Origin of the sequence: Burkholderia sp. LAS2 (assembly GCF_018417615.1) — a bacterium.
Lineage (GTDB): Bacteria > Pseudomonadota > Gammaproteobacteria > Burkholderiales > Burkholderiaceae > Burkholderia > Burkholderia sola.
This window is the reverse complement of the sequence record NZ_CP071052.1, coordinates 3,058,686-3,083,132: the sequence shown is the minus strand read 5'-3', so window position 1 is coordinate 3,083,132 and position 24,447 is coordinate 3,058,686. Positions and strand designations below refer to the sequence as shown.

Below are 24,447 nucleotides of genomic sequence, written 5' to 3'. Positions count from 1 at the left end.
TGACGAAATTCAGCGCCTATGTCAACGAAGAAACCCAGCGCGGCCTATAGCGAAGCATCGATCAAGGTGCTCAAGGGTCTCGAGCCGGTCAAGCAGCGGCCCGGCATGTATACCCGTACCGAGAATCCGCTGCACATCATCCAGGAAGTCATCGACAACGCGTCCGACGAGGCGCTCGGCGGCTACGGCAAGCAGATCACGGTCACGCTGCACGCCGACCAGTCGGTCTCCGTCGAAGACGACGGCCGCGGCATCCCGTTCGGCATGCACCCCGAAGAGGGCGTACCGGTCGTCGAGATCGTGTTCACGCGCCTGCACGCGGGCGGCAAGTTCGACAAGGCCGCGGGCGGCGCGTATACGTTCTCGGGCGGCCTGCACGGGGTCGGCGTGTCGGTGACGAACGCGCTGGCGACGCGTCTCGACGTGACGGTATGGCGCGACGGCAAGATCGCCGAACTCGGCTTCGCCGACGGCGACGTCGTGAAGCCGCTGTCCACGCAAGGCGCGGGCCGCGGCGAGAAGAAATCCGGCACGCGCGTGCAGGTGTGGCCGAATCCGAAATACTTCGATTCGCCGAACCTGCCGCTCGGCGAGTTGCAGCGCCTGCTGCGCTCGAAGGCCGTGCTGCTGCCGGGCGTCGAGGTCGTGCTCGTCAACGAAAAGACCGGCGAGCGCCAGACGTGGAAGTATGAAGACGGCCTGCGCGGCTACCTGCTCGACGAAATGAACGGCAGCGAGCTGCTGATCCCGCTGTTCGAAGGCGAGCGTTTCGCCGATGCGCGTTCGACCGACGAAACCTTCGCCGAAGGCGAGGGCGCATCGTGGGTCGTCGCATGGAGCGAGGAAGGCTCGCTCGTGCGCGAGTCGTACGTGAACCTGATCCCCACGCCGGCCGGCGGCACGCACGAGTCGGGCCTGCGCGACGGTCTCTACCAGGCGGTGAAGAGCTTCGTCGAACTGCACAACCTGCAGCCGAAGGGCGTGAAGCTGCTCGCGGAAGACGTGTTCGCGCGCGTGTCGTTCGTGCTGTCCGCGAAGGTGCTCGATCCGCAGTTCCAGGGGCAGATCAAGGAACGGCTGAACAGCCGCGACGCGGTGAAGCTCGTGTCGTCGTTCTCGCGTCCGGCGCTCGAACTGTGGCTGAACCAGCACGTCGAGCACGGCAAGAAGCTCGCCGAACTCGTGATCAAGCAGGCGCAGGCGCGTACGCGCGCCGGCCAGAAGGTCGAGAAGCGCAAGAGCTCGGGCGTCGCGGTGCTGCCGGGCAAGCTGACCGATTGCGAGACGGAAGACATCGCGCGCAACGAACTGTTCCTCGTCGAGGGCGACTCGGCGGGCGGCTCCGCGAAGATGGGCCGCGACAAGGAATACCAGGCGATCCTGCCGCTGCGCGGCAAGGTGCTGAACACATGGGAAACCGAGCGCGATCGTCTCTTCGCGAACAACGAGGTGCACGACATCTCGGTCGCGATCGGCGTCGATCCGCACAGCCCGGACGATACCGTCGACGTGTCGAACCTGCGCTACGGCAAGATCTGCATCCTGTCGGACGCGGACGTCGACGGCTCGCACATCCAGGTGCTGCTGCTCACGCTGTTCTTCAAGCATTTCCCGCAACTGATCGAGCGCGGCCACGTGTACGTCGCGCGCCCGCCGCTGTTCCGCGTCGACGCGCCGGCGCGCGGCAAGAAGCCCGCGCAGAAGCTCTATGCGCTCGACGACGGCGAGCTCGAAGCGATCCTCGACAAGCTGCGCAAGGACGGCGTGCGCGACACGCAGTGGAGCATCAGCCGCTTCAAGGGCCTCGGCGAAATGAGCGCCGAGCAGTTGTGGGACACGACGATGAATCCCGACACGCGCCGCCTGATGCCGGTGAAGCTCGGCGAGCTCGACTACGAGGCGACCGTCGCCCGGATGACGATGCTGATGGGCAAGGGCGAGGCAGCCGCGCGGCGCGGCTGGCTCGAGGAAAAGGGCAACGACGTCGAAGCGGATATTTAAGCGTTAAGCGGAGCTTCCGCGCGGCCGGGCATGACGCCCGGCCCGGCCTCACGCCACTTACGAATACGGAATTCAGATGGACGACAATACTTCCGATCTCTTTGCCAGCCCCGACGCGCCCGAGAGCGACGCGCTGACGCTCGGCAACTACGCGGAGCAGGCGTATCTCAGCTACGCGGTCAGCGTCGTGAAGAGCCGCGCGCTGCCCGACGTGTGCGACGGCCAGAAGCCGGTGCAGCGCCGGATCCTGTTCGCGATGAACGAAATGGGCCTCGGCCCCGACGCGAAGCCGGTGAAGTCGGCGCGCGTGGTCGGCGACGTGCTCGGTAAATACCACCCGCACGGCGACCAGTCGGCGTACGACGCGCTCGTGCGTCTCGCGCAGGATTTCTCGCTGCGCTACCCGCTGATCGACGGGCAGGGCAACTTCGGTTCGCGCGACGGCGACGGCGCGGCGGCGATGCGTTACACGGAAGCGCGGCTCACGCCGATCGCGAAGCTGCTGCTCGACGAGATCGACCAGGGCACGGTCGACTTCATGCCGAACTACGACGGCTCGTTCGAGGAGCCGAAGACGCTGCCGAGCCGCATGCCGTTCGTGCTGCTGAACGGCGCGTCGGGCATCGCGGTCGGCCTCGCCACCGAAATCCCGTCGCACAACCTGCGCGAAGTCGCGGCCGCGGCGGTCGCGTTGATCCGCAATCCGAAGCTCACGCACGCGGAGCTGATGAACCTGATCCCCGGCCCGGATTTCCCGGGCGGCGGCCAGATCATCTCGAGCGACACCGAGATCGCGGCGGCCTATGAAACCGGCCGCGGCAGCCTGAAGGTGCGCGCGCGCTGGAAGATCGAGGATCTCGCGCGCGGCCAGTGGCAACTCGTCGTCACCGAGCTGCCGCCGAGCACGTCGGGCCAGAAGGTGCTCGAGGAAATCGAGGAGCTGACCAACCCGAAGCTCAAGCTCGGCAAGAAGACGCTCACGCCCGAACAACTCAACACGAAGAAGGCGATGCTCGACCTGCTCGACGCGGTGCGCGACGAGTCGGGCAAGGAAGCGGCGGTGCGGCTCGTGTTCGAGCCGAAGTCGCGCACGATCGACCAGACGGAATTCGTGAACACGCTGCTCGCGTACACGAGCCTCGAATCGAACGCGACGCTGAACCTCGTGATGATCGGCGCCGACGGCCGGCCGGGCCAGAAGGGCCTGCTGACGATCCTCGACGAATGGGTGAAGTTCCGCCAGCTGACGATGACGCGCCGGTGTCGCCATCGTCTCGCGAAGGTCGACGACCGCATCCACATCCTCGAAGGGCGGATGATCGTCTTCCTGAACATCGACGACGTGATCCGCATCATCCGCGAGTCGGACGAGCCGAAGGCCGCGCTGATGAGCGCGTTCGGCCTCAGCGAGCGGCAGGCCGAGGACATCCTCGAAATCCGGCTGCGCCAGCTCGCGCGGCTCGAGAAGATCAAGATCGAGAAGGAACTCGAAGCGCTGCGCGACGAGAAGGCGAAGCTCGAGGACCTGCTCGCGAACGAAAGCGCGATGAAGCGGCTGATGATCAAGGAGATCGAGGCCGACGCGAAGCAGTACGGCGACGATCGCCGCACGCTGATCCAGCAGGAAAAGCGCGCGACGTTCGAGGCGAAGGTGGTCGACGAGCCGGTGACGGTGGTCGTATCGCAGAAGGGCTGGGTGCGCGCGCTGAAGGGTCACGGGCTCGACCCGGCCGGCTTCACGTTCAAGGCGGGCGACCATCTCTACGCGGCGTTCCAGTGCCGCACGCCGGATCGCCTGATCGCGTGGGGCAGCAGCGGCCGCGTGTATTCGGTCGACGTGTCGGTGCTGCCGGGCGGGCGCGGCGACGGCGTGCCGGTCACGTCGCTGATCGAGCTCGAATCGGGCTCGCACCTGATGCACTACTACGCGGCGCCGGCCGACCAGCAACTGCTGCTCGCGTCGAGCAACGGCTTCGGCTTCCTCGCGAAGGTCGGCGACATGGTGAGCCGCCTGAAGGCCGGCAAGTCGTTCATGACGATCGATACGGGCGCGGTGCCGCTCGCGCCGATGCCGGTGCTGCCGAACGCGACGCAGGTCGCGTGTCTGTCGAGCGGCGGGCGCTTGCTCGTGTTCGGGATGGACGAGATGAAGACGCTGTCCGGCGGCGGGCGCGGCGTGATCCTGATGGCGCTCGACGACAAGGAAACGCTCGTGCAGGCGCTGGCGATCGATCCGGCCGGCGTCGTGCTGATCGGCACCGGCCGCGGCGGCAAGGTGCAGGACGACACGCTGTCGTATGCCGGGCTCGCGCCGCACATCGGCAAGCGCGCCCGCAAGGGCCGCGCGCCGGACACGAAGCTCAAGGTCGTCACCGAGTTGCGTCCGCTGCTGGGCTGACGCCGCGCGGTCGACCGGACCGTCCGGTTCGCCCGGTTCGGCCGCGATCGAAGGCCGCACGTCCGCTTCGGCGGGCGTGCGGCTTTTTCTTTCCGGCGCAGGAATGCGGGTAAGCAAGCGTGGCGCTGTCACGCGGAATTTGCAAAATAGTGTGAAATCGCGTCGAGGGTCCGAACCGCCGCGCGGCTGACGGGTCGAACGTCGCTTGATGCCGCGTGCGACGCGGCCGTTCGCTGCACCCCACTCATCACAGGATCGTCCCCATGTCCCACGCCGTTGCCGTCGCGCTGTTTCTTCACCTGCTGGCCGTCGCCGTGTGGGTGGGCGGGATGGTCTTCGCGCACTTCTGCCTGCGCCCCGCGCTGTCCGACCTGTCGCCGCAGTTGCGGCTGCCGCTGATCGAAGGCGTGTTCGGCCGCTTCTTCAACTGGGTGTCGGCGGCCGTGATCGTGATCCTGCTGTCCGGCGGTTTCCTGCTGATGAGCTTCGGCGGCGCGCACGCGACGTGGTCGCTGCATGCAATGGCCGGGCTCGGCGTCGTGATGATGCTCATCTTCGGGCACATCCGCTTCGCGCTGTTCCCGCGCATTCGCCGTGCGGTGCAGGCGCAGAACTGGCCGGACGGTGCCCGCGCGGTGAATGCGGTGCGCCTGCTGGTCGTCGTGAACCTCGTGCTCGGCGTCGTCACGATCGGCGCGGCCGTGCTGTCGCGCGGTTTCTGACCGGCCGGCGTCAGCCCTTCGCCCTCGGCCGTCGGCCGCACGCCCGGCGGCGCGCGCCGCTATGCGGCCAGCATCGCGTCGAGCAGCCATGAGCCGGCCGGCCCGAGCGGCCGGTTGCGCGACCAGACCGCATCCACCCGTACACGGCGTGGCCAGCCGCGCGCGCGCAGCTCGCACAGGCGGTCGCGCGCGAAGTGCTCGACCATCCAGCGCGGCAGTTCCGCCCAGCCGAACCCGAGTACGGCCATCTCCAGCAGCATCAGGTAGCTCGGCGCCAGCCAGTGCTGCGTGCCGACGACGATCCGGTCGTCGGTGCCGCGACCTTCCGTCTTCACGTAGGTATTGAGGCGCAGTTCGCGCACGTCGCGCAGCGCCGCGTGCGGCACCTCGGCGTCGCCGTATTCGGCGAGCGCGTGCGTGCGGCCGACGAACAGCCCGATCTCCGATTCCTCGGCCACCGTCGCCGCGCCGATATCGGCCGGGTAGGCCGCGCGCGCGGCCATCAGCCCGAGTTGCGCGCGACCCTGCTGGATCAGGTCGAGCACGTCGTCGTGCTCGGCGATCTGGCATTCGAGCTCGAGCGCCGGAAAGCGCCGTTCGAGCGCCATCAACGTTTCCTCGTAACGCTTCGACTGGTAGGTATCGGACACGACGAGCGTGAGCCGCGCTTCCTCGCCGTGCGCGAGCCGGGCGGCCGTGCGGTCGATCGCCGCGCTGGCCTCGAGCGCGCGCTGCACCTGCGGCAGCAGCGCACGGCCGGCATCGGTGAGCGTCGGCGTGCGCGTCGAGCGGTCGAACAACTGCACGCCGAGATCGATCTCGAGATTCGCGATCGCTTCCGACACGGTCGACTGACGCTTGCCGAGCTTGCGGGCCGCGGCCGTAAACGAGCCGAGCAGTGCCGCTTCGGCGAATGCGAGCAGCGCTTCCGGGGCGTGGTGCATGCAGGGCTCCTGGTGACTTCATATCGGTAAAACCGATGATATCAAACTGGATTAACACGGTTGTGCCGATCAGAATGGCCAGCATGAATCAAGTCATGCATCGGAGAGCATCATGAAACAGACGAATAAAACGGTGACGGAACGCCTGCTGCACGCGCTGACGTTCGAACTGGTGGCGATCGCGCTGTGCGCGCCGATCGGCGCGTGGCTGCTCGACATGCCGGTGTCGCACGTCGGCGTGCTGACGGTGATGGTGTCGTTGATCGCGATGGCGTGGAACATGACCTTCAACACGCTGTTCGACCGCTTCGAGCGGCGGGCCGGGTGGTCGCGCACGCTCGGCATGCGGATCGCGCACGCGGTGACGTTCGAGCTCGGCCTCGTCGCGATGGTGGTGCCGGTTGCCGCGTGGTGGCTGAACGTGAGCCTCGTCGAGGCGCTGCTGCTCGACCTCGGCATCGTGCTGTTCTTCCTGCCTTACACGTTCTGCTTCAACCTCGCGTACGACGCGCTGCGCGCCCGCTGGATCGCGCGCCGGGTCGCGGTGCAGGCCGGTTGACGGAGTCAGGCCGGCCAGCGCGAGCAGGGCGACGGCCGCCGCCCGTCAGTGCGCGGCCCACAGCCACACGCTGCACACGGCGGCGACCACGCCGTACACGGCATAGACGGGCACCTTGAAGCGCGTGAAGCACAGCGTCGCGAACGCGCCCGTCAGCCAGTAAACCGGGTCGGCCGGTTCTCGATGCAGGATCTTCACGACGGCGACCACGAGAAAGGCCGTCGTTGCCGCGCGCAGCAGGCGCATCCCGTGCTCGAAGCGCGAATGGCGCTTGAGCCGGAACAGATGGTTCTGCGCGAACACGACGAGGCACCCGGACGGAATGAACAGCGCGGCGGTGGCGAGCAGCGCGCCGGCCCAGCCGTCGGTCAGGTAGCCGAGAAACGGCACGACGTTCAGCAACGGCCCCGGCGCGACCGGCGACAACGCGAACGCCAGCGTGAAGTCGTGATCGGAGATGCCGGTCGCCGGCGACACGAACAGCGTCTTGAGCACCGGTAGCGCGGAGAAGCCGCCGCCGAACAGCGTCATGCCGGCGCCCGCGAGGCGCGGCCACAGCAGATCCGCCTGGTAATCGCCGGGCAGCGGCACCGCGAACAGCACGACGAGCACGCCGAGCAGCACGAGCAGGCCGCGATCGCGCCTGGACAGCGTGAAATCGACCGTGTCGCGTTGCGACGGCCCCGTCAGCCAGCCCGCTGCGAACGCGGCGAACAGAATCGCGACGAAAGCGGCCGGACTATGCGCGAAAGCAAGCAGAATCGTCGATAACGCGGCGATCGCCTGTTCGAGCCGCGTACGCGCGAGCGAGCGCAACTGCTTGACCCACGTGACGCCGATCAGCGCGGCGAGCACCATCCCGAAGTGATTGATCAGCACCGGCGCGGCCAGCGAGCGCACGAGCGGCGTCTGATAGAAGATCGCGAACAGCGTCATCAGGACCGAGAACGGCAGCACGCTGGCAATGCCGGCGATCCATGCGCCGGCACGGCCATGCAGCGTCTGGCCGACCTGCACGGCGACATTGCAGCCGACGGGGCCCGGCACGAGCCACGCGAGCGCGACGAGATCGCCGAAGACGTGCGGCTCGATGCGCTGCAGCCGCTCCACGTAGTGGCGTTCGAGCTGCGCCATCATCGAAAGCCCGCCCCACGAGACGGCCGAAATGCTGGCGACGACCTTGAACAAGGTCCATAGGGATGCCGGTGCCTCTTCGACACGCGCGGTCGCTTCGACTTCGACGGTTGTCATGATTGTGTGGTTGGCGCAGGGCCAGATCTCTCGCGTAAGGCCGTGGCAACGGCCCGCCGACACGTCGGCCCTCCCGATTGTCCGCCGCGCATCGTGACACTACCATGCGCGAAAACGCTAGTTAATGAACTGAACGAACGGATCGGAAAACGTAACAATTGCGGCGGTGCGCAAACGCGCGCCGCGGCTGCGGCGGTGCGGCTCAGCCGCCCGTGCTGCCGGTCGCGCGATGCGCGACGACGTTCGGATGATCGCCGCGCACGCCGAAGCGTGCGATCAGCGCGGGAATCGCATCGGCCGGCACCGGGCGCGAGAACAGGAAGCCCTGCGCCTCGATTTCGCCGAGCGCGGACAGCCACGTGATCTGTTCCTCGGTTTCGGTGCCCTCGACGACGACGGTCAGCCCGAGCGAGCGCGCGAGATGCACGATCGACGACACCATCACGCACACGCTGCGATCGGTCGGAATCGCCTGCACGAACGAGCGGTCGACCTTCAGCGTGTCGACGGAGAAGCGGTGCAGGTACGACAGCGACGAATAGCCGGTGCCGAAATCGTCGAGCGCGATCCGGATGCCGAGCTTTTTCAGCGCGACGATCTTCTCGGACACGAGTTCCGGATATTCCATCATCGCGGTTTCGGTGATCTCGATCTCGAGCCGGTTTGCGTCGATGCCGGTGTCCTGCAGCGCCTGCGAGATCGTCTCGATCAGGTCGCCGCGCCAGAACTGCACGGGCGAGATGTTGACCGCAAGCGTCAGCGTGTCGTGGCCTTCGTCGTGCCAGCGTGCGATCTGCGCGCATGCGGTGCGGATCACGAAGTCGCCGATCGGCACGATCAGGCCGGTCGATTCGGCGATCGAGATGAATTCGTTCGCGGAGATCACGCCGTGTTCGGGATGATCCCAGCGGGCGAGCGCCTCGAAGCCGGTGATCGTGCGGTGCGTGAGGTCGATCTTCGGCTGATACGCGAGGAACAGCTGCCCCTCGGCGAGCGCGACGCGCAATTGCTGTTCCCAGCGCATCAGGTGGTCGGCGCGGTGCGACAGGTGCGGCGCATAGAACTGGTAGCAGTTCTTGCCGGCGTCCTTCGCGCTGTACATCGCGAGGTCGGCCTTTTTCAGCAGGTCGATCTCGCTTTCGTTCGCGACGGTGTGCAGCGCGATGCCGATGCTCGCGTGCAGCACGAACGAACTGCCGCGTACGTCGAACGGCTCGCTGAACATCCGGATGATCGCTTCCGCGAGCCGCACCGCGCGCCGCTCGACGTCGTCGCCCTTCATCACGACGACGAACTCGTCGCCGCCGATGCGCGCGAGCGAGCCTTCGTCGCCGACCGCATCGGCCAGGCGCGACGCGGTCATCTGCAGCACGATGTCGCCGGCGTTGTGGCCGAGCGTGTCGTTGACGGTCTTGAAGTTGTCGAGATCGATGAACAGCAGGCCGAGCCGCGACAGGCTCGCGGGCATCGACACGTCGTTGCGCAGCCCGCGCAGCGTCGCATAGCGGTTCGCGAGGCCGGTGAGCAGGTCGTATTCGGCGAGCTGCGTCATTTCGCGCTCGCGCCCGAGCAGCTTGCCGATCAGGCCCGTCGCGACGCCGAAGAACGCGAGCATCGCGAGCGTGATGAAGCTCGTCATCAGCAGGTAGACGTTGCGCGTGTGGGTGTAGTCCGCGAACTCTTCCGTCTGCGACAGCCCGACCATCACCGCGAGCGGGTAGCCGTCGAGGTGGCGGTACGACACGATGCGCGTCACGCCGTCGATCGGATCGATGATCGTGCCCGTCACGCGCTCCGCGATCGGGTAGACGCCCGACGCCGAAAACGCGCCCGGCGCATTGCTGACCGAGCCCGTGCGTCGCGCGAGCACCGCGCCCGTGTCGGACACGACCGCGATCACGCCTTCCTTGCCGATCGCCGCGTTGTTGTAGAAATCGTTCGTGAAGTAGCTCGGGTCTTCCGACACCACGACGATGCCTGCGAAGCTGCCGTCCGGATTGTTCAGGCGCCGCGTCATCTGCAGCGTCCAGTGGCTCGACACGCGGCCGAGCACGGGCTTGCTGATGAAGAGGCGGTCGTCGTTGTGCGCGAGGTGGACCTTGAAGTGCTCGCGGTCGGACAGGTTGATCGGCTGCGGATGGAGTTCGGCGGTGTTCGCGAACAGGATGCCCTTCGCGTTGACGAGCGATACCTGGATCAGCGTGTCACTCGGTACGACGCCTTTCTCGACGGCGCTCGCGAGATTGAAGCGCGCCGGCGACTTCTCGAATTCGAACTTGACGAAGCGGGTGATCTGGTCGACCTGGTGGATCGCCTTGACCGTATGCTGTTCGAGCGCGGACGACAGGATCGCCGCGGAAGCCGCTGCTTCCTTGTACGCACTGTCCTTTTCAACGGACAGCCGCGCGATGATCACGGCCCACAGCAGCGCGAGCGCCAGCATCCCGAGCAGCGGGATGGCAAACAGCGCACGCCGGCGCGATTTGCGCGGCGCGCGCAGCGGCCGGTTCGGCGGCGTGTGGTTGGACCGGGCGGAGCTCATCGAAGAGGGCGGCGTCCTGCTCGCGTGCGCCATCCGTCTGGATGGCCGACTATGGTTCGGATTGTCCCGACGTCTGTTCGTTCGCGGGACGCGCAACCATGGACAGACCTCCGAAACAACGGATTAGGCCCGATATTACTGGCTGGAACGTTTTTGCGATAGCTGGGCAAAGCGCGGGGCGCCGGACGAGCCGGCGCCATCGCACATCGCGAAATGTCAGTCGGGCGACCGGAACGTGCCGTCGACGACCGTGACGACGTCACCGCCGATCCAGGTCGTGCCGTCCGCGTCGTAGTTGACGAAGATGCGGCCGTCGCGGCCGATCGCCGTGCCCTGGCGGGCCGTATACGACGGGCCGGGGCGGCGTTCCTGCCGCGTCAGCAGCCCGGCCAGCGCGGCGTTCGCGCTGCCGGTGACGGGGTCCTCGCCGGGGATGCCGAACTTGCCGCCCGTCATCAGGCAGCGGATCTCGAACGTCGCGGGGCCGCCTTCGGCATGCGGCGCGTAGGCGGCGAGGCCGTCCACGCCGTAGCGGTGGGTCAGCGCCGCCAGTGCGGCCGGATCGGGCGACAGGCCGATGCACGCGTCGGCCGACTTCAGCCGCACGACCAGCCACGGCGCGCCGTTGTCCACCGCGCACGGCTCGGCGTCCAGGTCGAGCGCGTCGCTGCGCAGCGCGGCGGCCAGTACCGCGTAGTCCGAACGGTCGAGCGGCGTGACGCGTGCCGGCGGCGCGGCGAACGCCCAGCCGTCGGTCTGCTCGCGCAGCGCGACGCGGCCGACCCCGCACTGCTGGATCAGCCGGCCCGGCGTGCGCGGCCGCGCGCCGCTTTCGAGGAACGCATGCGCGGTGCCGAGCGTCGGGTGGCCGGCGAACGGCAGTTCGCCGCCCGTCGTGAAGATCCGTACGCGATAGTCGGCTTCCGGATCGGTCGGCGTGCAGAGAAACGTCGTTTCCGACAGGTTCGTCCAGCGGGCGATCTCGAGCATCGCGTCGTCGCCGAGCGAATCGGCGTCGAACACCACGGCGAGCGGATTGCCCTTGAACGGTGCCGACGTGAACACGTCGACCTGCTTGAAACGAACGAGACGGCCGGGCATCGCGCGGCGCCCGTTACGCGACTTCGGCGATCAGTTCGATCTCGACGCACGCGCCGAGCGGGATCTGGGCGACGCCGAATGCCGAGCGCGCATGCTTGCCCGCGTCGCCGAACACTTCGGCGATCAGTTCCGATGCGCCGTTCGTCACGACGTGCTGTTCGGTGAAGTCGAGCGTCGAGTTGACGAGGCTCATCAGCTTGACGATGCGCGTGACCTTGTTCAGGTCGCCGGTGTGCGCGTGCAGGGTGGCGAGCAGGTCGATCGCGATCGAGCGGGCGGCGGCCTTGCCGTCTTCCGTTTGGAGATCGGCGCCGAGCTTGCCGGCCCAGACCTTGCCGTCCTTCTTCGCGATGTGGCCCGACAGGTAGACCGTGTTGCCGCTTTGCGCGCTCATCACGTAGGCCGCGGCCGGTGCGCCGGCGGTCGGGAGCTCGATGCCGAGCGACTTCAGTTTGTCGTAGACGTTAGCCATGCGTTCGATTCCTCGTAGAGAGTCGTGACAGGGAAAAAAGGGGGGATCAGAGGCGCTCGCGCAGCAGCTTGCCGAGGCGCGCGACGCCTTCCTCGATCTTTTCGGGCGGCACCGTCACGAACGACAGGCGCAGCGTGTTCTGCTGCGCGTTCTCCGCGAAGAACGGCGCGCCCGGCACGAAGGCGACGTGGTTGTCGACGGCCGCGGCGAGCAGCTTCATGCTGTCGATCTGCGCGGGCAAGTTCACCCAGATGAACATCCCGCCTTCCGGGCGGTTCCACGTGACGCCTTCCGGCATGTGGCGCGCGAGCGCGCCGAGCATCGCGTCGCACTGCGCGCTGTACAGCTCGCGGATCGTCGGGATGTGCTCGTCGAGGAAGCCGTCCTTGATCACTTCGTGCGCGATGCGCTGCGTGAGCGTCGGCGTGTGCAGGTCGGTGGCCTGCTTGGCCTGCACGAGCTTGAAGTGGAGCTCCTCGGGCGCGATGATGTAGCCGATCCGCAGGCCCGGCGCGAGCACCTTCGAGAACGTGCCGAGGTGCACGACGTGGTCGGGCGCCATCGACAGCATCGTCGGCAGCGGCTCGCCCTGGTAGTTCAGCGCGCCGTACGGATCGTCCTCCAGCACCGGGAACGGGCTCGACTGCGCGAACGCGGCGAGCGCGCGGCGGCGCTCGACGGGCAGGCGGCGGCCGGTCGGGTTCTGGAAGTTCGGCTGCGCGTACAGCAGGCGCGCGCCTTGCGTGAGTTCGGGGGTGAGACCTTCCGGCAGCAGGCCCTGCTCGTCGGTCGGCACCTGCACGTAGCGCGGCTCGTACAGCGAGAACGATTGCAGCGCGCCGAGGTAGGTCGGCGTTTCGACGAGGATCGGGCTGTCCGGGTCGATCAGCGCCTTGCCGAGCAGGTCGAGCGCCTGCTGCGAGCCGGTCGTGATCAGCACCTGCGACACGCGCACGCTGTAGCGCTCGGCGATCCATTCGCGCAGCGGCAGGTAGCCTTCGGTCGCGCTGTACTGAAGCGCGGCGGCCGGCGCGTCGCGCAGCACGCGGTCGGCGGCGGCGCGCATGCGTTCCGCCGGGAACGTCGCGGGGGCGGGCAGGCCGCCGGCGAACGAGATGACCTCGGGGCGTTCCGTGACCTTCAGGATCTCGCGGATCGCGGAGCTCGTCAGCTTGCGGGCGCGTTCGGAAAGCTGCCAGTGCGGCGGATGCAGGTCGTTCGGATTCATAGTCTCCTCGTTCGGATATCGTGGTCAGTCAAGAAAGGTCGTTCGGGCGCATCGCTTCGACGCTGCCGGGTGGGCAGTACGGGCACGATGAAGCCTTCGCGGCTGGGTAAGCACGGCCAGTCAGGCAAAACCGATCAGGCAAAACGTCCATTATGGCGCAGCTCATCAGCCGGCGCGAGCGGGGCGCGGCGCCGTGGCGACCGCCGAGCGGCGCCCGAGCACCACGGTCGCGATCACGGCAGCCGCGAACAGCCACGTCGACGACGTGACCGTTTCGCCGAACAGCAGCGCGGAAAAGGCGATCGTGAAGAAGATCTGCAGCAGTTGCACCTGGCCGACGCGCGCGGTGCCGCCCATCGCGAGCCCCGCGTACCACGCGAAAAAGCCGATGAATTGCGAAAAGAGGGTCACGTAGCCGAACGCGAGCCACGTGCGCAGCGCGAGCGGGCCTGGATGCGCGGCGTGCTGCATCCAAGCGAGCCAGCCGACCGGCAGCACGAGGAACGGCGCCGACACGACGAGCGCCCAGCAGATCACCTGCCAGCCGCCGATCTGGCGCGCGAGGCGCGCGCCTTCCGCATAGCCGAGCGCGCCGATGCCGACCGCGACGAGCATCAGCGCGTCGCCGGCCTGCACGGTGCCGCCGCCGTCGCGCAGCGCGAACGCGATCACGAGCGCGCTGCCGGCCACCGCGCTGGCCCAGAACGCCTTCGACGGCCGTTCGTGCGACAGCCACGCCGCATACAGCGCGACGAACAGCGGTTGCAGCCCGTTGACCACCGCGCCGTGCGAGGCCGGTACCGATTTCATCGCCCATGCGGAGAACACCGGATACGCGATGATCACGCCGGCCGACGTGATCGCGAGGCTCTTCAGTTGCGCGCGGGTCGGCAGCCGCTCGCCGCGCCACCACAGCAGCAGGCCGGCCGGCACGGCGGCGGCGAGCGCGCGGCCGAGCCCGTTGAGCAGCGGATTGAGTTCGGAGACGACGATCCGCGTCATCGGCAGCGTCAGGCTGAAGATCATCACGCCGATTAGGCCGAGCAGCATGCCCCGGGTTTCGCGCGAATTCATGTCGTGGGTGTCTCCGTCTTGCAGGGTGGTTGTGATCGGGTGGGCGCTCAGCGCAGCGTGCGCGCGCCCTGCGGCGTGTCGAATTCGGCGACGAGCGCCGGTGGGCCGTCGGTGGATTCGACGTCGAGCAGGTGGGCGGCGCCGAGCCAGTCGAGCTGCTCGCGGATCGTATCCGCATGCGGGTGGACGCCCTTGAGCGCCTTCAGCGCGACGCCGTCGTTCGGCAGCGATTCGGCCGGATGGCGCGGGCTGTCCCACTGGATCAGCGACGGCACGAGGCCGTCGCCCGCGCCTTGCCACGCGGGGAAGCTGCCGTCGTCGGGCACCGTGAGGCCCCAGCTCAGGTCGCCGCGCCGCATCGCGACGACGGGCGCGATGCGGGCCGGGTACTGGCGCTGCCACAGCACAAGCTGGCGCGGGCGGTCGACGCGCGCGACCCAGTGCGCGAGAAACGGGCCTTGCGCGAGTCGCGCGTGCATCGACGGGTCGTCGAGCCCGAACAGCCGCGCGCGCGGCGGCTTCGCCTCGTCGCCCGGCGCGGGCGTGTCGGGGTCGATCGCGATCACTTCGAGGTAGAGCCCGCCCCACGCGCCGAACAGCGCATTGTGGGTCCGCATCAGCGGGTGGCGGCCGCCGCCGGCCGGTTCGATGCCGAGCGCGTCGGCGACATGGCGCACGCCTTCGTCGAGGGTGCGCGCGGCGATCACGAGATGGTCGAGTGTCAGGGAGCGGGCTGGCATGAGCGTCGGTCGGGAAGCGAAAGTGTCATGGTAGGCGGGCGACGGGCCGGACGGGGGGCGGACCAGCCGGCGCACCGGCCGCGACGCGGGCCGGCGGGCGCAGCGCCACGTGTGGCTGGGTCGGACCGGCGGCCGCACGATCGCCATTCCGGTCAACTGTAATCGTCGCTACCGGCACAGTAACGGTACAATCGGCGCGATAGCCTTCGGTACAGTTGGAGCTGCCGCCCATGTCCACCGTCCCACTCGCCCAGATTCCCGCGCCGCACGACACGGCCACGCTCACGCTCGTCGACCAGCTGGTCCAGTGGGCGCGGCGGCGTATCGACGAGCGCGTGTTCCGTCCCGGCATGCGCATGCCGTCGATCCGCAAGCTCGCGCTCGACAAGAGCGTGTCGCGCTTCACCGTCGTCGAGGCCTACGAGCGCCTCGTCGCGCAGGGCTACCTCGACTCGCGGCGCGGCTCCGGCTTCTACGTGCGCGAGCGCACGGGCGCCGGCCCGCAGCCGGCCGACGGCGTCGCGCGCACGGCCGAGGCCGCGCCCGTGCACAACACGATCGACGTCGTCTGGCTGCTGCGCAACATGCTGCACACCGTCAGCCCGGAGAAGGGCCCGGGCCTCGGCTACCTGCCGGGCCGCTGGCTCGACGGCGAGCTGATCACCGGCGCGCTGCGCGCGCTCGGGCGCCAGTCGGGCGCGCAGATGCTCGGCTTCGGCACCGCGCAGGGCTTCCTGCCGCTGCGCCAGCAACTGCAGACGCGCCTCGCCGAAGTCGAGATCGGCGCGAAGCCCGAACAGATCGTGCTGGTTTCCGGCATCACGCAGGCGATCGACCTGATCTCGCGGATCTACATGCGGCCGGGCGATGCGGTGATCGTCGGCGATCCCGCGTGGTTCCAGATGTTCGGCCGTTTCGCGGCGCAGGGCGCGCAACTCGTCGGGATGCCGTATACGCCCGACGGCCCCGACCTCGACGCGCTCGAAACCCTGGTGCAGATGTGGCGGCCGAAGATGCTCGTGATCAACTCGGTGCTGCAGAACCCGACCGGCACGTCGCTGTCGGCCGCGCAGGCGTTCCGGATCCTGAAGCTCGCGGAGGCCTACGATTTCCTCGTCGTCGAGGACGACGTGTACGGCGACCTGTGCCCGCCGAGCTACCCGGCCACGCGCTTGGCGAGCCTCGACCAGTTGAAGCGCGTGATCTATCTCGGCAGCTATTCGAAGACGCTCGCGGCGAACCTGCGGGTCGGGTATGTCGCCTGCGCGCCGGAGATCGCGAAGGCCGTCACCGACCAGAAGATGCTGGTCGGGATGACCACGCCCGAGCTCAACGAGCGCGTGCTGTACAAGATCCTGACCGAAGGGCATTACCGGCGCCACGTCGAGCGGCTGCGCGCGCGGCTCGACGGCGTGCGCGACAAGACCGCGCGGATGCTCGAGCGCACGGGGCTCGGGCTCTTCACGATGCCGGCGGCCGGGATGTTCCTGTGGGCCGACACGGGCGTCGATTCGGACGCGCTCGCGGCGGTCGCGCACGAAGCCGGCTTCCTGCTGACGCCGGGCAGCCTGTTCTCGCCGCAGCAATCGCCGTCCACGTGGATGCGCTTCAACGTCGCGAATTGCGGCGATCCGGCGCTGCCGGGGCTGCTGGCGCGCTATATCGATTCGGCGGTGCGGCGCGCGTCGTGACGCGGCGCGGCCGGCCGGCTCTTGAAATGCCCGGCGCCGTCCCCAGATACGCGCGCAAACCGCTGGCGCCAGGCGGTCGTCCCAACCGGGCCGTCCCAGACGGGCCGTCCCAAACGGTCCGTCCTTCATGGGTCCGCCGGCATCGCGCGCCGGGCGCCGGCGTCCCCCCTTTCCAGTTCAAGTAAGAGGAAACAGCATCCATGGCACACGAAACGATGAGCTTTCAGGCAGAGGTCAAGCAACTCCTCCACCTGATGATCCATTCGCTCTACAGCAACAAGGAAATCTTCCTGCGCGAACTGGTGTCGAATGCGTCCGACGCGGCCGACAAGCTGCGTTTCGAAGGGCTCGCGGACAGCGCGCTGTACGAGAACGATCCGAACCTGCGCATCCGCATCGGCTTCGACAAGACCGCGCGCACGATCACGATCGACGACAACGGCATCGGGATGAGCCGCGACGAGGCGATCGCGAACCTCGGCACGATCGCGCGTTCGGGCACCAAGGAATTCTTCACGAAGCTGTCGGGCGACCAGCAGAAGGACGCGGCGCTGATCGGCCAGTTCGGCGTCGGCTTCTACTCGGGCTTCATCGTCGCCGACAAGATCACTGTCGAAACGCGCCGCGCGGGCCTGCCGGCGAATGAAGCCGTGCGCTGGGAAAGCGCGGGCGAGGGCGATTTCACGATCGACGCGATCGAGCGCGCGCAGCGCGGCACGACGATCACGCTGCACCTGCGCGAAGGCGAGGACGAGCTACTGTCGTCGCATCGCCTGAAGTCGATCATCCAGAAGTACTCCGACCACATCGCGCTGCCGATCCTGATGCGCAAGGAAGAGTGGGATCAGGAAAAGGGCGAGATGGTCCTGAAGGACGAGGACGAGACCGTCAACCAGGCGAGCGCGCTGTGGACGCGCTCGAAGAGCGACGTCACCGACGAGCAGTACACGCAGTTCTACCAGCACATCGCGCACGATCACCAGGATCCGCTCACGTGGACGCATAACCGCGTCGAGGGCCGCAGCGAATACACGCAGCTGCTGTTCGTGCCGGCGCACGCGCCGTTCGACCTGTGGAACCGCGACTATCGCGGCGGCCTGAAGCTGTACGTGAAGCGCGTGTTCATCATGGACGACGCCGAGCAACTGCTGCCGCAGTACCTGCGCTTCGTGAAGGGCGTCGTCGATTCGGCCGACCTGCCGCTGAACGTGTCGCGCGAGATTCTGCAGGAAAGCCGCGACGTGAAGGCGATCCGCGAAGGCGTGACCAAGCGTGCGCTGTCGATGCTCGAGGAGCTCGCGAACGCGGAAGACGATGTCGGCAAGGAGAAGTACAAGACGTTCTGGGGCGCGTTCGGCCAGGTGTTGAAGGAAGGCCTGGGCGAGGATCACGCGAACCGCGAGCGCATCGCGAAGCTGCTGCGCTTCGCGTCGACGCACGGCGACACCGACGCGCAGGACGTGTCGCTCGCCGACTACGTGTCGCGCATGAAGCCTGAGCAGAGCAAGATCTACTACGTGACCGCCGATACGTGGCAGGCCGCGAAGAACAGCCCGCATCTCGAAGTGTTCCGCAAGAAGGGCGTCGAGGTGCTGCTGCTGACCGACCGCGTCGACGAATGGATGCTGTCGTTCCTGCACGAATTCGACGGCAAGCCGCTCGCGAGCGTGGCGCGCGGCGATCTCGATCTCGGCGAGCTGAACGACGAGGAGAAGAAGGCGCAGGAGCAGGCCGGCGAGGCGATCAAGCCGGTCGTCGAGAAGATGAAGGAAGCGCTCGGCGACAAGGTGAAGGAAGTGCGCGTCACGTTCCGCCTGACCGATTCGCCGTCGTGTCTCGTCGCGGACGACAACGACATGAGCGGCTACCTGCAGCGGATGCTGAAGGCGGCCGGCCAGAACGCACCGGCGATGCAGCCGATCCTCGAGATCAACCCGGAGCACGCGCTCGTGAAGCAGCTGAACGCCGACAGCGCCGATTTCGGCGACTGGTGCCATCTGCTGTTCGATCAGGCGCTGCTGGCCGAAGGCGGCATGCTCGACGATCCGGCGAGCTTCGTGAAGCGGACCAACGCGCTGCTGCTGTCGCGGGCCGCGTGAACGCGCGCATGCGATTCGACGGCGCACAGGCCGGCTGGCGCGAGACGCCGCGGCCTGGCTGCACGCTCGACCAGCGCGACTGGCTGACGCGCGGCGGATCGCTGACCGCGCACCTCGCGCGGCTCGGCCGCGTGACCGTGCGCGTGACGCGCGAGGCCGTCGACGCGCCGTGGTTCGACGAGCCCGACGCGCTAGCCAGCTCGCCGCGCGCGCCGATGTGGGTGCGCGAGGTGATCCTGTCGGTCGATGGCACGCCGTACGTCGCCGCGCACAGCATCGCGCCGCTCGCGGCCAGCAAGGGCGTGTGGCAGGCGATGCGGCGGCTGCGCACGCGGCCGCTCGCGGAGCTGCTGTACAGCGATCCGCAGGTCGAGCGCTCGGCGCTCGTGAGCCGGCGCGTGATCGCCGGTCATCCGCTGTATGCGCTCGCGAGCCATGCGTTGCAGGGCGCGCGCGCGCCGCATGCGTTTGCCGCGCGGCGCTCGGTGTTCCAGCGGCACGGCAAGCCGCTGATGGTCACCGAGTGCATGCTGCCGACGCTGTGGCGCCATCTCGCCGCGCACGGCGACGGGCCGCGATCGGTCGGGTCGCACGGAGACGTGTGATGCTGCAAGGTTTTCCGCCGGTCGTCGCGCCGGATACGCACACGATGATCCTCGGCAGCTTTCCGGGCGAGGCGTCGCTCGACGCCGCGCAGTACTACGCGCATCCGCGCAACCAGTTCTGGCGATTGTTGGGTGCGGTGCTCGGCGAGCCGGGGCTGCATGAGCTCGCGTATGACGTGCGGCTCGAACGCGTGCTGTCGCACGGCATCGGCATCTGGGATGTGCTCGATGCGTGCCATCGACAGGGCAGTCTCGATTCCGCGATCAGGAATGCGAAGCCGAACGATTTCGATTCGTTGCGCGCGCATGCGCCGTTGCTCAAGCGCGTGTGCTTCAACGGCAAGACGGCAGGGCGGTTTGCCGATGTGATCGGCGCGGCGGGTTATGAAACCCTCGTGTTGCCTTCGTCGAGCCCGGCGAATGCGATGTTGTCGTTCGAGCAGAAGCTGGTGCTTTGGCGCGCACTTCGCGCCTGAGACGCGTTGGATTCCGAGTCTCTCCCGGTCAGGGCTTCGCCGCGCCTTGCCTGGCGCCCGTGGTCGACGCAATGCGACTTTGTGCAGCGACGAGTTGATCATCGGTGGTCGCCACCAGCCACAGACGTGCATGCTTCTCGATCTGGCGATTGTGGTCCTTCAACGGCCCCATCGCGGCAGCGGCCTTCCAGACCACCGGGCCGATTCGGCTACTCCTGCCCGACGGCGCGCCTACCAGCAGGCAGTATGGTCCCAGCGGAAGCGATACGAACGGAAGTGCCGGACTGGTCGTCACGCGCCAGTCGATGAACGGTGTGTCGCTGATCAGCAGCGGCGTGGGCAAGCCGTAGAGCACGCTGAAATCGTACAGCGCCAGCTGTTCTCGCATGCCGACGTAAGTTCGCCGGACGTCGTCGACAACCGCCGCGCGGATCTCGTCCTCGAACATGGGTTCCTGCGCGTAGCGGGCCAATGCCTGGCGAGCCTCCCATTGATACGCGCTGAACAGGCCGATCTCCACGCAATCCTGCACGGCGCGCTGAACCTCCGCCACGGAACCGGCTTCCCCGGGCGTGCCCATCTGCGCCGCCCGCAAAAAGCGGGCAAGTCCCGCCTCGTGGATCGCGGGACCGTCCGCGGATGCGTCGTCGTCGGCGTTCTTGCCCAGCGGCACGTAGGTATATTGCTCCGCAGCGAAATGCGATTTCTTGCCTTCGTCGAACTTGATTTCGCCATCGACGCAGTCCAGATAGCGCGTCCCGATTCGACCGTGCTCCCAAACCCAGTTTTTCAGGAACGGACGGAGTGGATGCAGTCTGTCGTGATCGGCCATTGAACCTCCAGGTTTTCCCGGCATGAGCCATTCGAGCCACTCGCTGCACACGCCGCGCCGTCGGCGGGGCCCGCGCTACAACGCGAGCGTGCCCAGCGCCTCGTAAGTACGATGCAACCAGACCTTGACGCGCTGCCGCTCCAGCAAGCCGAGCCCCGTGGCGGCGCGGTCGGGATGATTGACCGCGGCCCAGAAGCTCGCGCTTTGTCGATCGATCTTCTGCATCGTCGTATCGAGCAGGCGGCGCAGCGTAATCACGCTGGCGCCAAGGGCTTCGGCCCGCTCGCGTTCGCCGGATGCCTCCAGAATCTCGAAGCGATCGCCGCGGACTTCATTCAGCACCACCACCAGCTTGATTCGTCCACCGAATTCGTCGAGCCATTGCCGCAGCAGATCGACCGAATCTCGTCCGGTGTCCATCACGTGCCACCACGTCAACGTGAGGCCGTGTTCTTCTGCAAAAGCGACTATGTCCGAATCGTCGAGCCACTTGGCGAGCGGTTGCCGCGTCTGGGCCGCGAGATCGACCAGTATGCGCCGCTGCGGATCTTCGAGCGCGGATTCCATGACCGGATCGAGGCTGTCGTGCTGGTCGAGCACGGCAGGCGCGGCAAAATCGGCATAGAACCGCAGTAGCGCGCCGTGCGATCGGTCGGTATCGAAGCCCACGAAGGGCATGCTGCGATCGATGAAATACTGGGCCAGCACGCGGGCCGCGAGCGATTTGCCGACGCCGCCTTTTTCCCCGCCAATGAAGTGGATGTGACTCATGCTTACGAAATCCCGTGTGATGGAGCAGGTATGGTCAGAGCGGATGTTGGCAGGCTTCGATGACGTTACGGTACGACCGGTCACGTCGAAAGAAAATGCGTGCGCCGCAGCAGCATGCTGGCTGATCGACGCCGGTGTCAAACTGGACAAAATGGCGACCGGTTCTGGCGGCTGTCTAGCGGTGGGCCGGCGAGCCGGCGCGCTAGCCGGACGATTCCTGTACGGCCACCGATGTTGTTACGTCAGCCGCGCGATGAAGCGATGCGCGGTAGACGATCAGTATCAGAAATATCGGCAACAGGACGGCGCCCGGTTGCCCCATCGCGGGCCTGAACACGAGGAAAAACGAGAGCCCCGGCAGCAACCACGCCAACGCGATGACCGCATGGTCCGTCCACCGGAGCGCGCGGGTCGTCCGGTCGTATTTGCACACGTAAATGATCGCAAGAAGCAGCCACGCGAGATCGTAGTAGATGAGGTACGGCTGGGTCAGCAGCGTCGCGACGATTGCCGCTGCCGCGCATAAGTCTGCATGCTTCTTCCTCGCCCATAGACCCGCGGTCGCAATCACGGCCGGTATCGCGATGGCCGCCTGAACGGCAAAGGCGGTCGGCAGGCTGGCGCCCAGCCGTCGTGACATCGCGAACGGCGTCGGCATCGCGCTCCAGATTCCGCCCGCATTGTTCACCAGGATCAACTGGCTGAACCACGATAGCGTGTCGAAAAAGCGCATCCACAGCGGCACGCCGAGCACCAGCGCACTGACCGCGCAGAACAGCGCGGCCGTGATGGCCATCGCGCCGAGCGTGCGGAAATGTCCGCCGCAGAGGAACAGCAACGGAAACAGGAGCGCCAGTTGCGGTTTGATGACGAGCATGCCGGCGCATACGCCGGCGACGAGAGGTCGTCGTTCGAGCCATCCCAGTGCGCCGGCAGCGAACGCCAGGGTCAGCAAGGAATTCTGCCCGCAGATCGTCACGACCCAGATGCCAGGGAATGCGAGCAGCGTGATCCACGGCAGGGGGCGATCCTTCATCGCGAGCGTGCACGCCGCCAACGCGCTTGCGATGCCGATGCTGACGAACAGACTGTACGAAGCGGCATAGGGCAGCAGCGCCAGCGGATAAACCGGCAACTGGAAGGTCGGCGGATAAACCCACGGTGCGAAAATTTGCGCGGGCGGGAAGTCGGGCAGCAATCGGGCTTCCGTCGCGAACATCTGGTGAAGGTCGAAAGCGGCGAGCGGCCCGCTGTGGAGGGAAACGAAAGACGCGCTCCAGAATACCCGGAAGTCGATACCCGGCGGCGGCACGCCGGGCAGATGCAGCGCCCAGTACGAAAATGCCCAGATACCCAGCAGCACGAGCTGGAACACCAGGATCGCCGCGCTGTACAGGACGAGCCGCTCTCTGGAGAGCCATCCCTGGCGATCTGGCGGTGCGTGGTCCGTCGCTGTATGCGTCATGGCCGCTGTGTGCCTCCCCGAATGCCGTTTCAGTTTGGCATAGGTTCGGGCGGGCGAACGGGCTTTTTATTGCAAGAAAGTAAATGATCGATCGCGTTCCGGATCGGGCTGGCGGCGGGTTTCGCGGATGTCGATCGTCGTCGTATCAGCAGTCGAATGGGCCGGAACATCGAGGCGGACCGGCGGCGGGCGCGCTCGCCCCCCCCCCCGGGGGGGGGGGGGGGGGGGGGGGCGGGGCCGCGCCCCCCCCCCCCCCCGCGCCCCCCCCCCGGGGGGCGGGGGGGGGGGGGGCCCCCCCCCCCCCCCCCGGCCCCGCCCCCCCACCAATGCTATCCTCTCGTCCGCCCATCCAGCGTCATCCAGCATCACCCAGCGAGATTCAACCAACATGACCCGACTGATCAAGCGTGCGTCCGCCGAGGCGCGCGCGTTCAAGCAACGCAAGCCGTCCGCGTACAACGGCTCGGAAAAACTCCAGCCGCCGCGCGTGAAGCGCCGCCCGGACATCGACGAACACGACGACGTGCCGGTGCTCGAAGCGCCGCGCAAGCCGCGCTTCGCGCCCGTGACGTTCTCCGAAGAAGGCGGCGTGCGCTTCCTGCACTTCGGCACCGAGTGGGTGCAGGGCGCGATGCGGATCTCGAAGCCGCTGCATATCGAGCTCGAATACGCGCAGCAGATGATGGCGTGGCTGCTGTTCCTGGAAACGCCCGGGCGGATCGTCCAGCTCGGGCTCGGCACCGGCGCGCTGACCAAGTTCTCGCACCGTTTCCTGCCGCACGCGAAGGTCGAGGCCGTCGAGCTGAACCCGGCCGTGATCGTCGCCGCGCGCACGATGTTCGCGCTGCCGCCCGACGACGCGCGCCTCGTCGTACACGAAGCCGACGCATGGGATTTCGTCAACGACCCGGCCAACCGCGGCACGACCGGCGCGATCCAGATCGACCTGTACGACGCGACCGCGCGCGGCCCCGTGCTCGACAGCGTCGCGTTCTATCGCGCGGTGCGCGGCTGCCTCGCCGACGCCGGCATCGCGACGATCAACCTGTTCGGCGATCATCCGAGCTTCGTGCGCAACATGAAGCACCTGAACGCGGCGTTCGATCACCGCGTGATCGCGCTGCCCGAAGTGCACGACGGCAACCGGATCGCGATCGCGTTCTCGGGCCCCGCGCTCGACGTGCCGTTCGCGCAACTGGAAGCCCGCGCGAAGCTGATCGAGGACACGCTGAAGCTGCCCGCGCGCAAGTGGGTGAAAGCTTTGAAAGCCACGACCGGCGCACGCGACGCCGCGTTCGCGATCTGACGTCGCAGGCACCGGCGACAGGCCGGTGCAACCGCACGACAAGGGGCGGATCACCTCGGGTTCGCCCCTGCTTGACCGCGTGCTCGCGGCTCCTATACTGGCGCGAAGCCAGGGGAGCCGCAGCCTACCCGTTTTGCCGCTCCTCTCGGCGCCGTACCCGCTCAACAAGA

At 67.5% G+C, this 24,447-nt stretch carries 20 protein-coding genes; 9 read left to right on the top strand and 11 right to left on the bottom strand.

The window, feature by feature from the left end; genetic code table 11:
* The first annotated feature begins 18 nt into the window (after positions 1–18).
* From parE to JYG37_RS14250, 3 genes are all read left to right on the top strand, one after another.
* Positions 19–2,001, top strand: coding sequence for a DNA topoisomerase IV subunit B (gene parE / locus JYG37_RS14260; protein ID WP_050017499.1), 1,983 nt, complete (start codon positions 19–21; stop codon positions 1,999–2,001).
* Positions 2,002–2,077: 76 nt separating this feature from the next.
* Positions 2,078–4,399, top strand: coding sequence for a DNA topoisomerase IV subunit A (gene parC / locus JYG37_RS14255; RefSeq protein WP_050017500.1), 2,322 nt, complete (start codon positions 2,078–2,080; stop codon positions 4,397–4,399).
* A gap of 263 nt (positions 4,400–4,662) precedes the next feature.
* Complete coding sequence (locus tag JYG37_RS14250; protein WP_124679295.1) at positions 4,663–5,121, top strand: CopD family protein; 459 nt, start codon at positions 4,663–4,665, stop codon at positions 5,119–5,121.
* 59 nt (positions 5,122–5,180) lie between these two features.
* Here the strand turns inward: JYG37_RS14250 and JYG37_RS14245 are convergent, their stop codons facing one another.
* Positions 5,181–6,065 carry a LysR family transcriptional regulator gene (locus tag JYG37_RS14245; protein WP_069618083.1) on the bottom strand — a complete coding sequence of 295 codons (885 nt, stop codon included), beginning with the start codon at positions 6,063–6,065 and terminating at the stop codon, positions 5,181–5,183.
* A gap of 112 nt (positions 6,066–6,177) precedes the next feature.
* On the opposite strand from JYG37_RS14245, the gene JYG37_RS14240 reads away from it, so the two are divergent.
* Entirely contained in the window at positions 6,178–6,624 is a 447-nt protein-coding gene (locus tag JYG37_RS14240; RefSeq protein ID WP_050017503.1) for a multidrug/biocide efflux PACE transporter, read from the top strand.
* Positions 6,625–6,669: 45 nt separating this feature from the next.
* Here the strand turns inward: JYG37_RS14240 and JYG37_RS14235 are convergent, their stop codons facing one another.
* The 7 genes from JYG37_RS14235 to JYG37_RS14205 form a co-directional block, all read right to left on the bottom strand.
* A complete protein-coding gene (locus JYG37_RS14235) occupies positions 6,670–7,875 on the bottom strand; it encodes a chromate transporter (RefSeq protein WP_050017504.1) in 1,206 nt (401 codons plus the stop codon).
* Between the two features lie 202 nt (positions 7,876–8,077).
* Positions 8,078–10,417: a bifunctional diguanylate cyclase/phosphodiesterase gene (locus JYG37_RS14230; RefSeq protein WP_050018122.1), complete on the bottom strand. Its 2,340-nt coding sequence runs from the start codon at positions 10,415–10,417 to the stop codon at positions 8,078–8,080.
* Between the two features lie 216 nt (positions 10,418–10,633).
* Positions 10,634–11,518 carry a PhzF family phenazine biosynthesis protein gene (locus JYG37_RS14225; RefSeq protein ID WP_213345515.1) on the bottom strand — a complete coding sequence of 295 codons (885 nt, stop codon included), beginning with the start codon at positions 11,516–11,518 and terminating at the stop codon, positions 10,634–10,636.
* Positions 11,519–11,531: 13 nt separating this feature from the next.
* Positions 11,532–11,990, bottom strand: coding sequence for a RidA family protein (locus JYG37_RS14220; protein ID WP_006478174.1), 459 nt, complete (start codon positions 11,988–11,990; stop codon positions 11,532–11,534).
* Positions 11,991–12,036: 46 nt separating this feature from the next.
* Positions 12,037–13,218, bottom strand: coding sequence for an aminotransferase-like domain-containing protein (locus JYG37_RS14215; RefSeq protein WP_050018120.1), 1,182 nt, complete (start codon positions 13,216–13,218; stop codon positions 12,037–12,039).
* 165 nt (positions 13,219–13,383) lie between these two features.
* Positions 13,384–14,292: a DMT family transporter gene (locus JYG37_RS14210; RefSeq protein ID WP_089488710.1), complete on the bottom strand. Its 909-nt coding sequence runs from the start codon at positions 14,290–14,292 to the stop codon at positions 13,384–13,386.
* A 47-nt stretch (positions 14,293–14,339) separates the two neighbouring features.
* On the bottom strand, positions 14,340–15,032 hold the full coding sequence (locus JYG37_RS14205; protein WP_124554821.1) for a VOC family protein: 693 nt from the start codon (positions 15,030–15,032) through the stop codon (positions 14,340–14,342).
* 230 nt (positions 15,033–15,262) lie between these two features.
* Here JYG37_RS14205 and JYG37_RS14200 point away from each other — a divergent pair, with 230 nt between their 5' ends.
* From JYG37_RS14200 to JYG37_RS14185, 4 genes are all read left to right on the top strand, one after another.
* Complete coding sequence (locus JYG37_RS14200) at positions 15,263–16,723, top strand: aminotransferase-like domain-containing protein (protein WP_050018117.1); 1,461 nt, start codon at positions 15,263–15,265, stop codon at positions 16,721–16,723.
* A gap of 200 nt (positions 16,724–16,923) precedes the next feature.
* Entirely contained in the window at positions 16,924–18,822 is a 1,899-nt protein-coding gene (gene htpG / locus JYG37_RS14195) for a molecular chaperone HtpG (RefSeq protein WP_050018116.1), read from the top strand.
* An 8-nt stretch (positions 18,823–18,830) separates the two neighbouring features.
* The gene (locus JYG37_RS14190) at positions 18,831–19,427 is read left to right on the top strand and encodes a chorismate--pyruvate lyase family protein (RefSeq protein ID WP_175978831.1); all 597 of its coding nucleotides are present in this window, start codon (positions 18,831–18,833) and stop codon (positions 19,425–19,427) included.
* Positions 19,427–19,903 (top strand): DNA-deoxyinosine glycosylase, encoded by a 477-nt coding sequence (locus tag JYG37_RS14185; protein ID WP_204383347.1) that lies wholly within the window; start codon positions 19,427–19,429, stop codon positions 19,901–19,903. Before JYG37_RS14190 ends, JYG37_RS14185 begins: the two co-directional genes overlap by 1 nt.
* Positions 19,904–19,931: 28 nt before the next feature.
* Here JYG37_RS14185 and JYG37_RS14180 read toward each other — a convergent pair whose 3' ends face one another.
* The 3 genes from JYG37_RS14180 to JYG37_RS14170 all read right to left on the bottom strand — a co-directional run bounded on the left by JYG37_RS14180 (position 19,932) and on the right by JYG37_RS14170 (position 22,971).
* Positions 19,932–20,735 (bottom strand): hypothetical protein, encoded by an 804-nt coding sequence (locus tag JYG37_RS14180; RefSeq protein WP_050018114.1) that lies wholly within the window; start codon positions 20,733–20,735, stop codon positions 19,932–19,934.
* Positions 20,736–20,810: 75 nt separating this feature from the next.
* On the bottom strand, positions 20,811–21,506 hold the full coding sequence (locus tag JYG37_RS14175) for a P-loop NTPase family protein (protein WP_213345513.1): 696 nt from the start codon (positions 21,504–21,506) through the stop codon (positions 20,811–20,813).
* Between the two features lie 202 nt (positions 21,507–21,708).
* Positions 21,709–22,971, bottom strand: a complete 1,263-nt coding sequence (locus tag JYG37_RS14170; RefSeq protein WP_089488708.1) for a glycosyltransferase family 87 protein — start codon at positions 22,969–22,971, stop codon at positions 21,709–21,711.
* A gap of 388 nt (positions 22,972–23,359) precedes the next feature.
* On the opposite strand from JYG37_RS14170, the gene JYG37_RS14165 reads away from it, so the two are divergent.
* Positions 23,360–24,277 (top strand): class I SAM-dependent methyltransferase, encoded by a 918-nt coding sequence (locus tag JYG37_RS14165; protein WP_050018112.1) that lies wholly within the window; start codon positions 23,360–23,362, stop codon positions 24,275–24,277.
* The last annotated feature ends 170 nt before the right edge of the window (positions 24,278–24,447 follow it).

Bases quoted from the DNA above. Each gene is read 5' to 3' on its own strand.
- parE (WP_050017499.1), top strand. From the start codon at position 19: ATGTCAACGAAGAAACCCAGCGCGGCCTATAGCGAAGCATCGATCAAG.
- parC (WP_050017500.1), top strand. From the start codon at position 2,078: ATGGACGACAATACTTCCGATCTCTTTGCCAGCCCCGACGCGCCCGAG.
- JYG37_RS14250 (WP_124679295.1), top strand. From the start codon at position 4,663: ATGTCCCACGCCGTTGCCGTCGCGCTGTTTCTTCACCTGCTGGCCGTC.
- JYG37_RS14245 (WP_069618083.1), bottom strand. From the start codon at position 6,065: ATGCACCACGCCCCGGAAGCGCTGCTCGCATTCGCCGAAGCGGCACTG.
- JYG37_RS14240 (WP_050017503.1), top strand. From the start codon at position 6,178: ATGAAACAGACGAATAAAACGGTGACGGAACGCCTGCTGCACGCGCTG.
- JYG37_RS14235 (WP_050017504.1), bottom strand. From the start codon at position 7,875: ATGACAACCGTCGAAGTCGAAGCGACCGCGCGTGTCGAAGAGGCACCG.
- JYG37_RS14230 (WP_050018122.1), bottom strand. From the start codon at position 10,417: ATGAGCTCCGCCCGGTCCAACCACACGCCGCCGAACCGGCCGCTGCGC.
- JYG37_RS14225 (WP_213345515.1), bottom strand. From the start codon at position 11,518: ATGCCCGGCCGTCTCGTTCGTTTCAAGCAGGTCGACGTGTTCACGTCG.
- JYG37_RS14220 (WP_006478174.1), bottom strand. From the start codon at position 11,990: ATGGCTAACGTCTACGACAAACTGAAGTCGCTCGGCATCGAGCTCCCG.
- JYG37_RS14215 (WP_050018120.1), bottom strand. From the start codon at position 13,218: ATGAATCCGAACGACCTGCATCCGCCGCACTGGCAGCTTTCCGAACGC.
- JYG37_RS14210 (WP_089488710.1), bottom strand. From the start codon at position 14,292: ATGAATTCGCGCGAAACCCGGGGCATGCTGCTCGGCCTAATCGGCGTG.
- JYG37_RS14205 (WP_124554821.1), bottom strand. From the start codon at position 15,032: ATGCCAGCCCGCTCCCTGACACTCGACCATCTCGTGATCGCCGCGCGC.
- JYG37_RS14200 (WP_050018117.1), top strand. From the start codon at position 15,263: ATGTCCACCGTCCCACTCGCCCAGATTCCCGCGCCGCACGACACGGCC.
- htpG (WP_050018116.1), top strand. From the start codon at position 16,924: ATGGCACACGAAACGATGAGCTTTCAGGCAGAGGTCAAGCAACTCCTC.
- JYG37_RS14190 (WP_175978831.1), top strand. From the start codon at position 18,831: ATGCGATTCGACGGCGCACAGGCCGGCTGGCGCGAGACGCCGCGGCCT.
- JYG37_RS14185 (WP_204383347.1), top strand. From the start codon at position 19,427: ATGCTGCAAGGTTTTCCGCCGGTCGTCGCGCCGGATACGCACACGATG.
- JYG37_RS14180 (WP_050018114.1), bottom strand. From the start codon at position 20,735: ATGGCCGATCACGACAGACTGCATCCACTCCGTCCGTTCCTGAAAAAC.
- JYG37_RS14175 (WP_213345513.1), bottom strand. From the start codon at position 21,506: ATGAGTCACATCCACTTCATTGGCGGGGAAAAAGGCGGCGTCGGCAAA.
- JYG37_RS14170 (WP_089488708.1), bottom strand. From the start codon at position 22,971: ATGACGCATACAGCGACGGACCACGCACCGCCAGATCGCCAGGGATGG.
- JYG37_RS14165 (WP_050018112.1), top strand. From the start codon at position 23,360: ATGACCCGACTGATCAAGCGTGCGTCCGCCGAGGCGCGCGCGTTCAAG.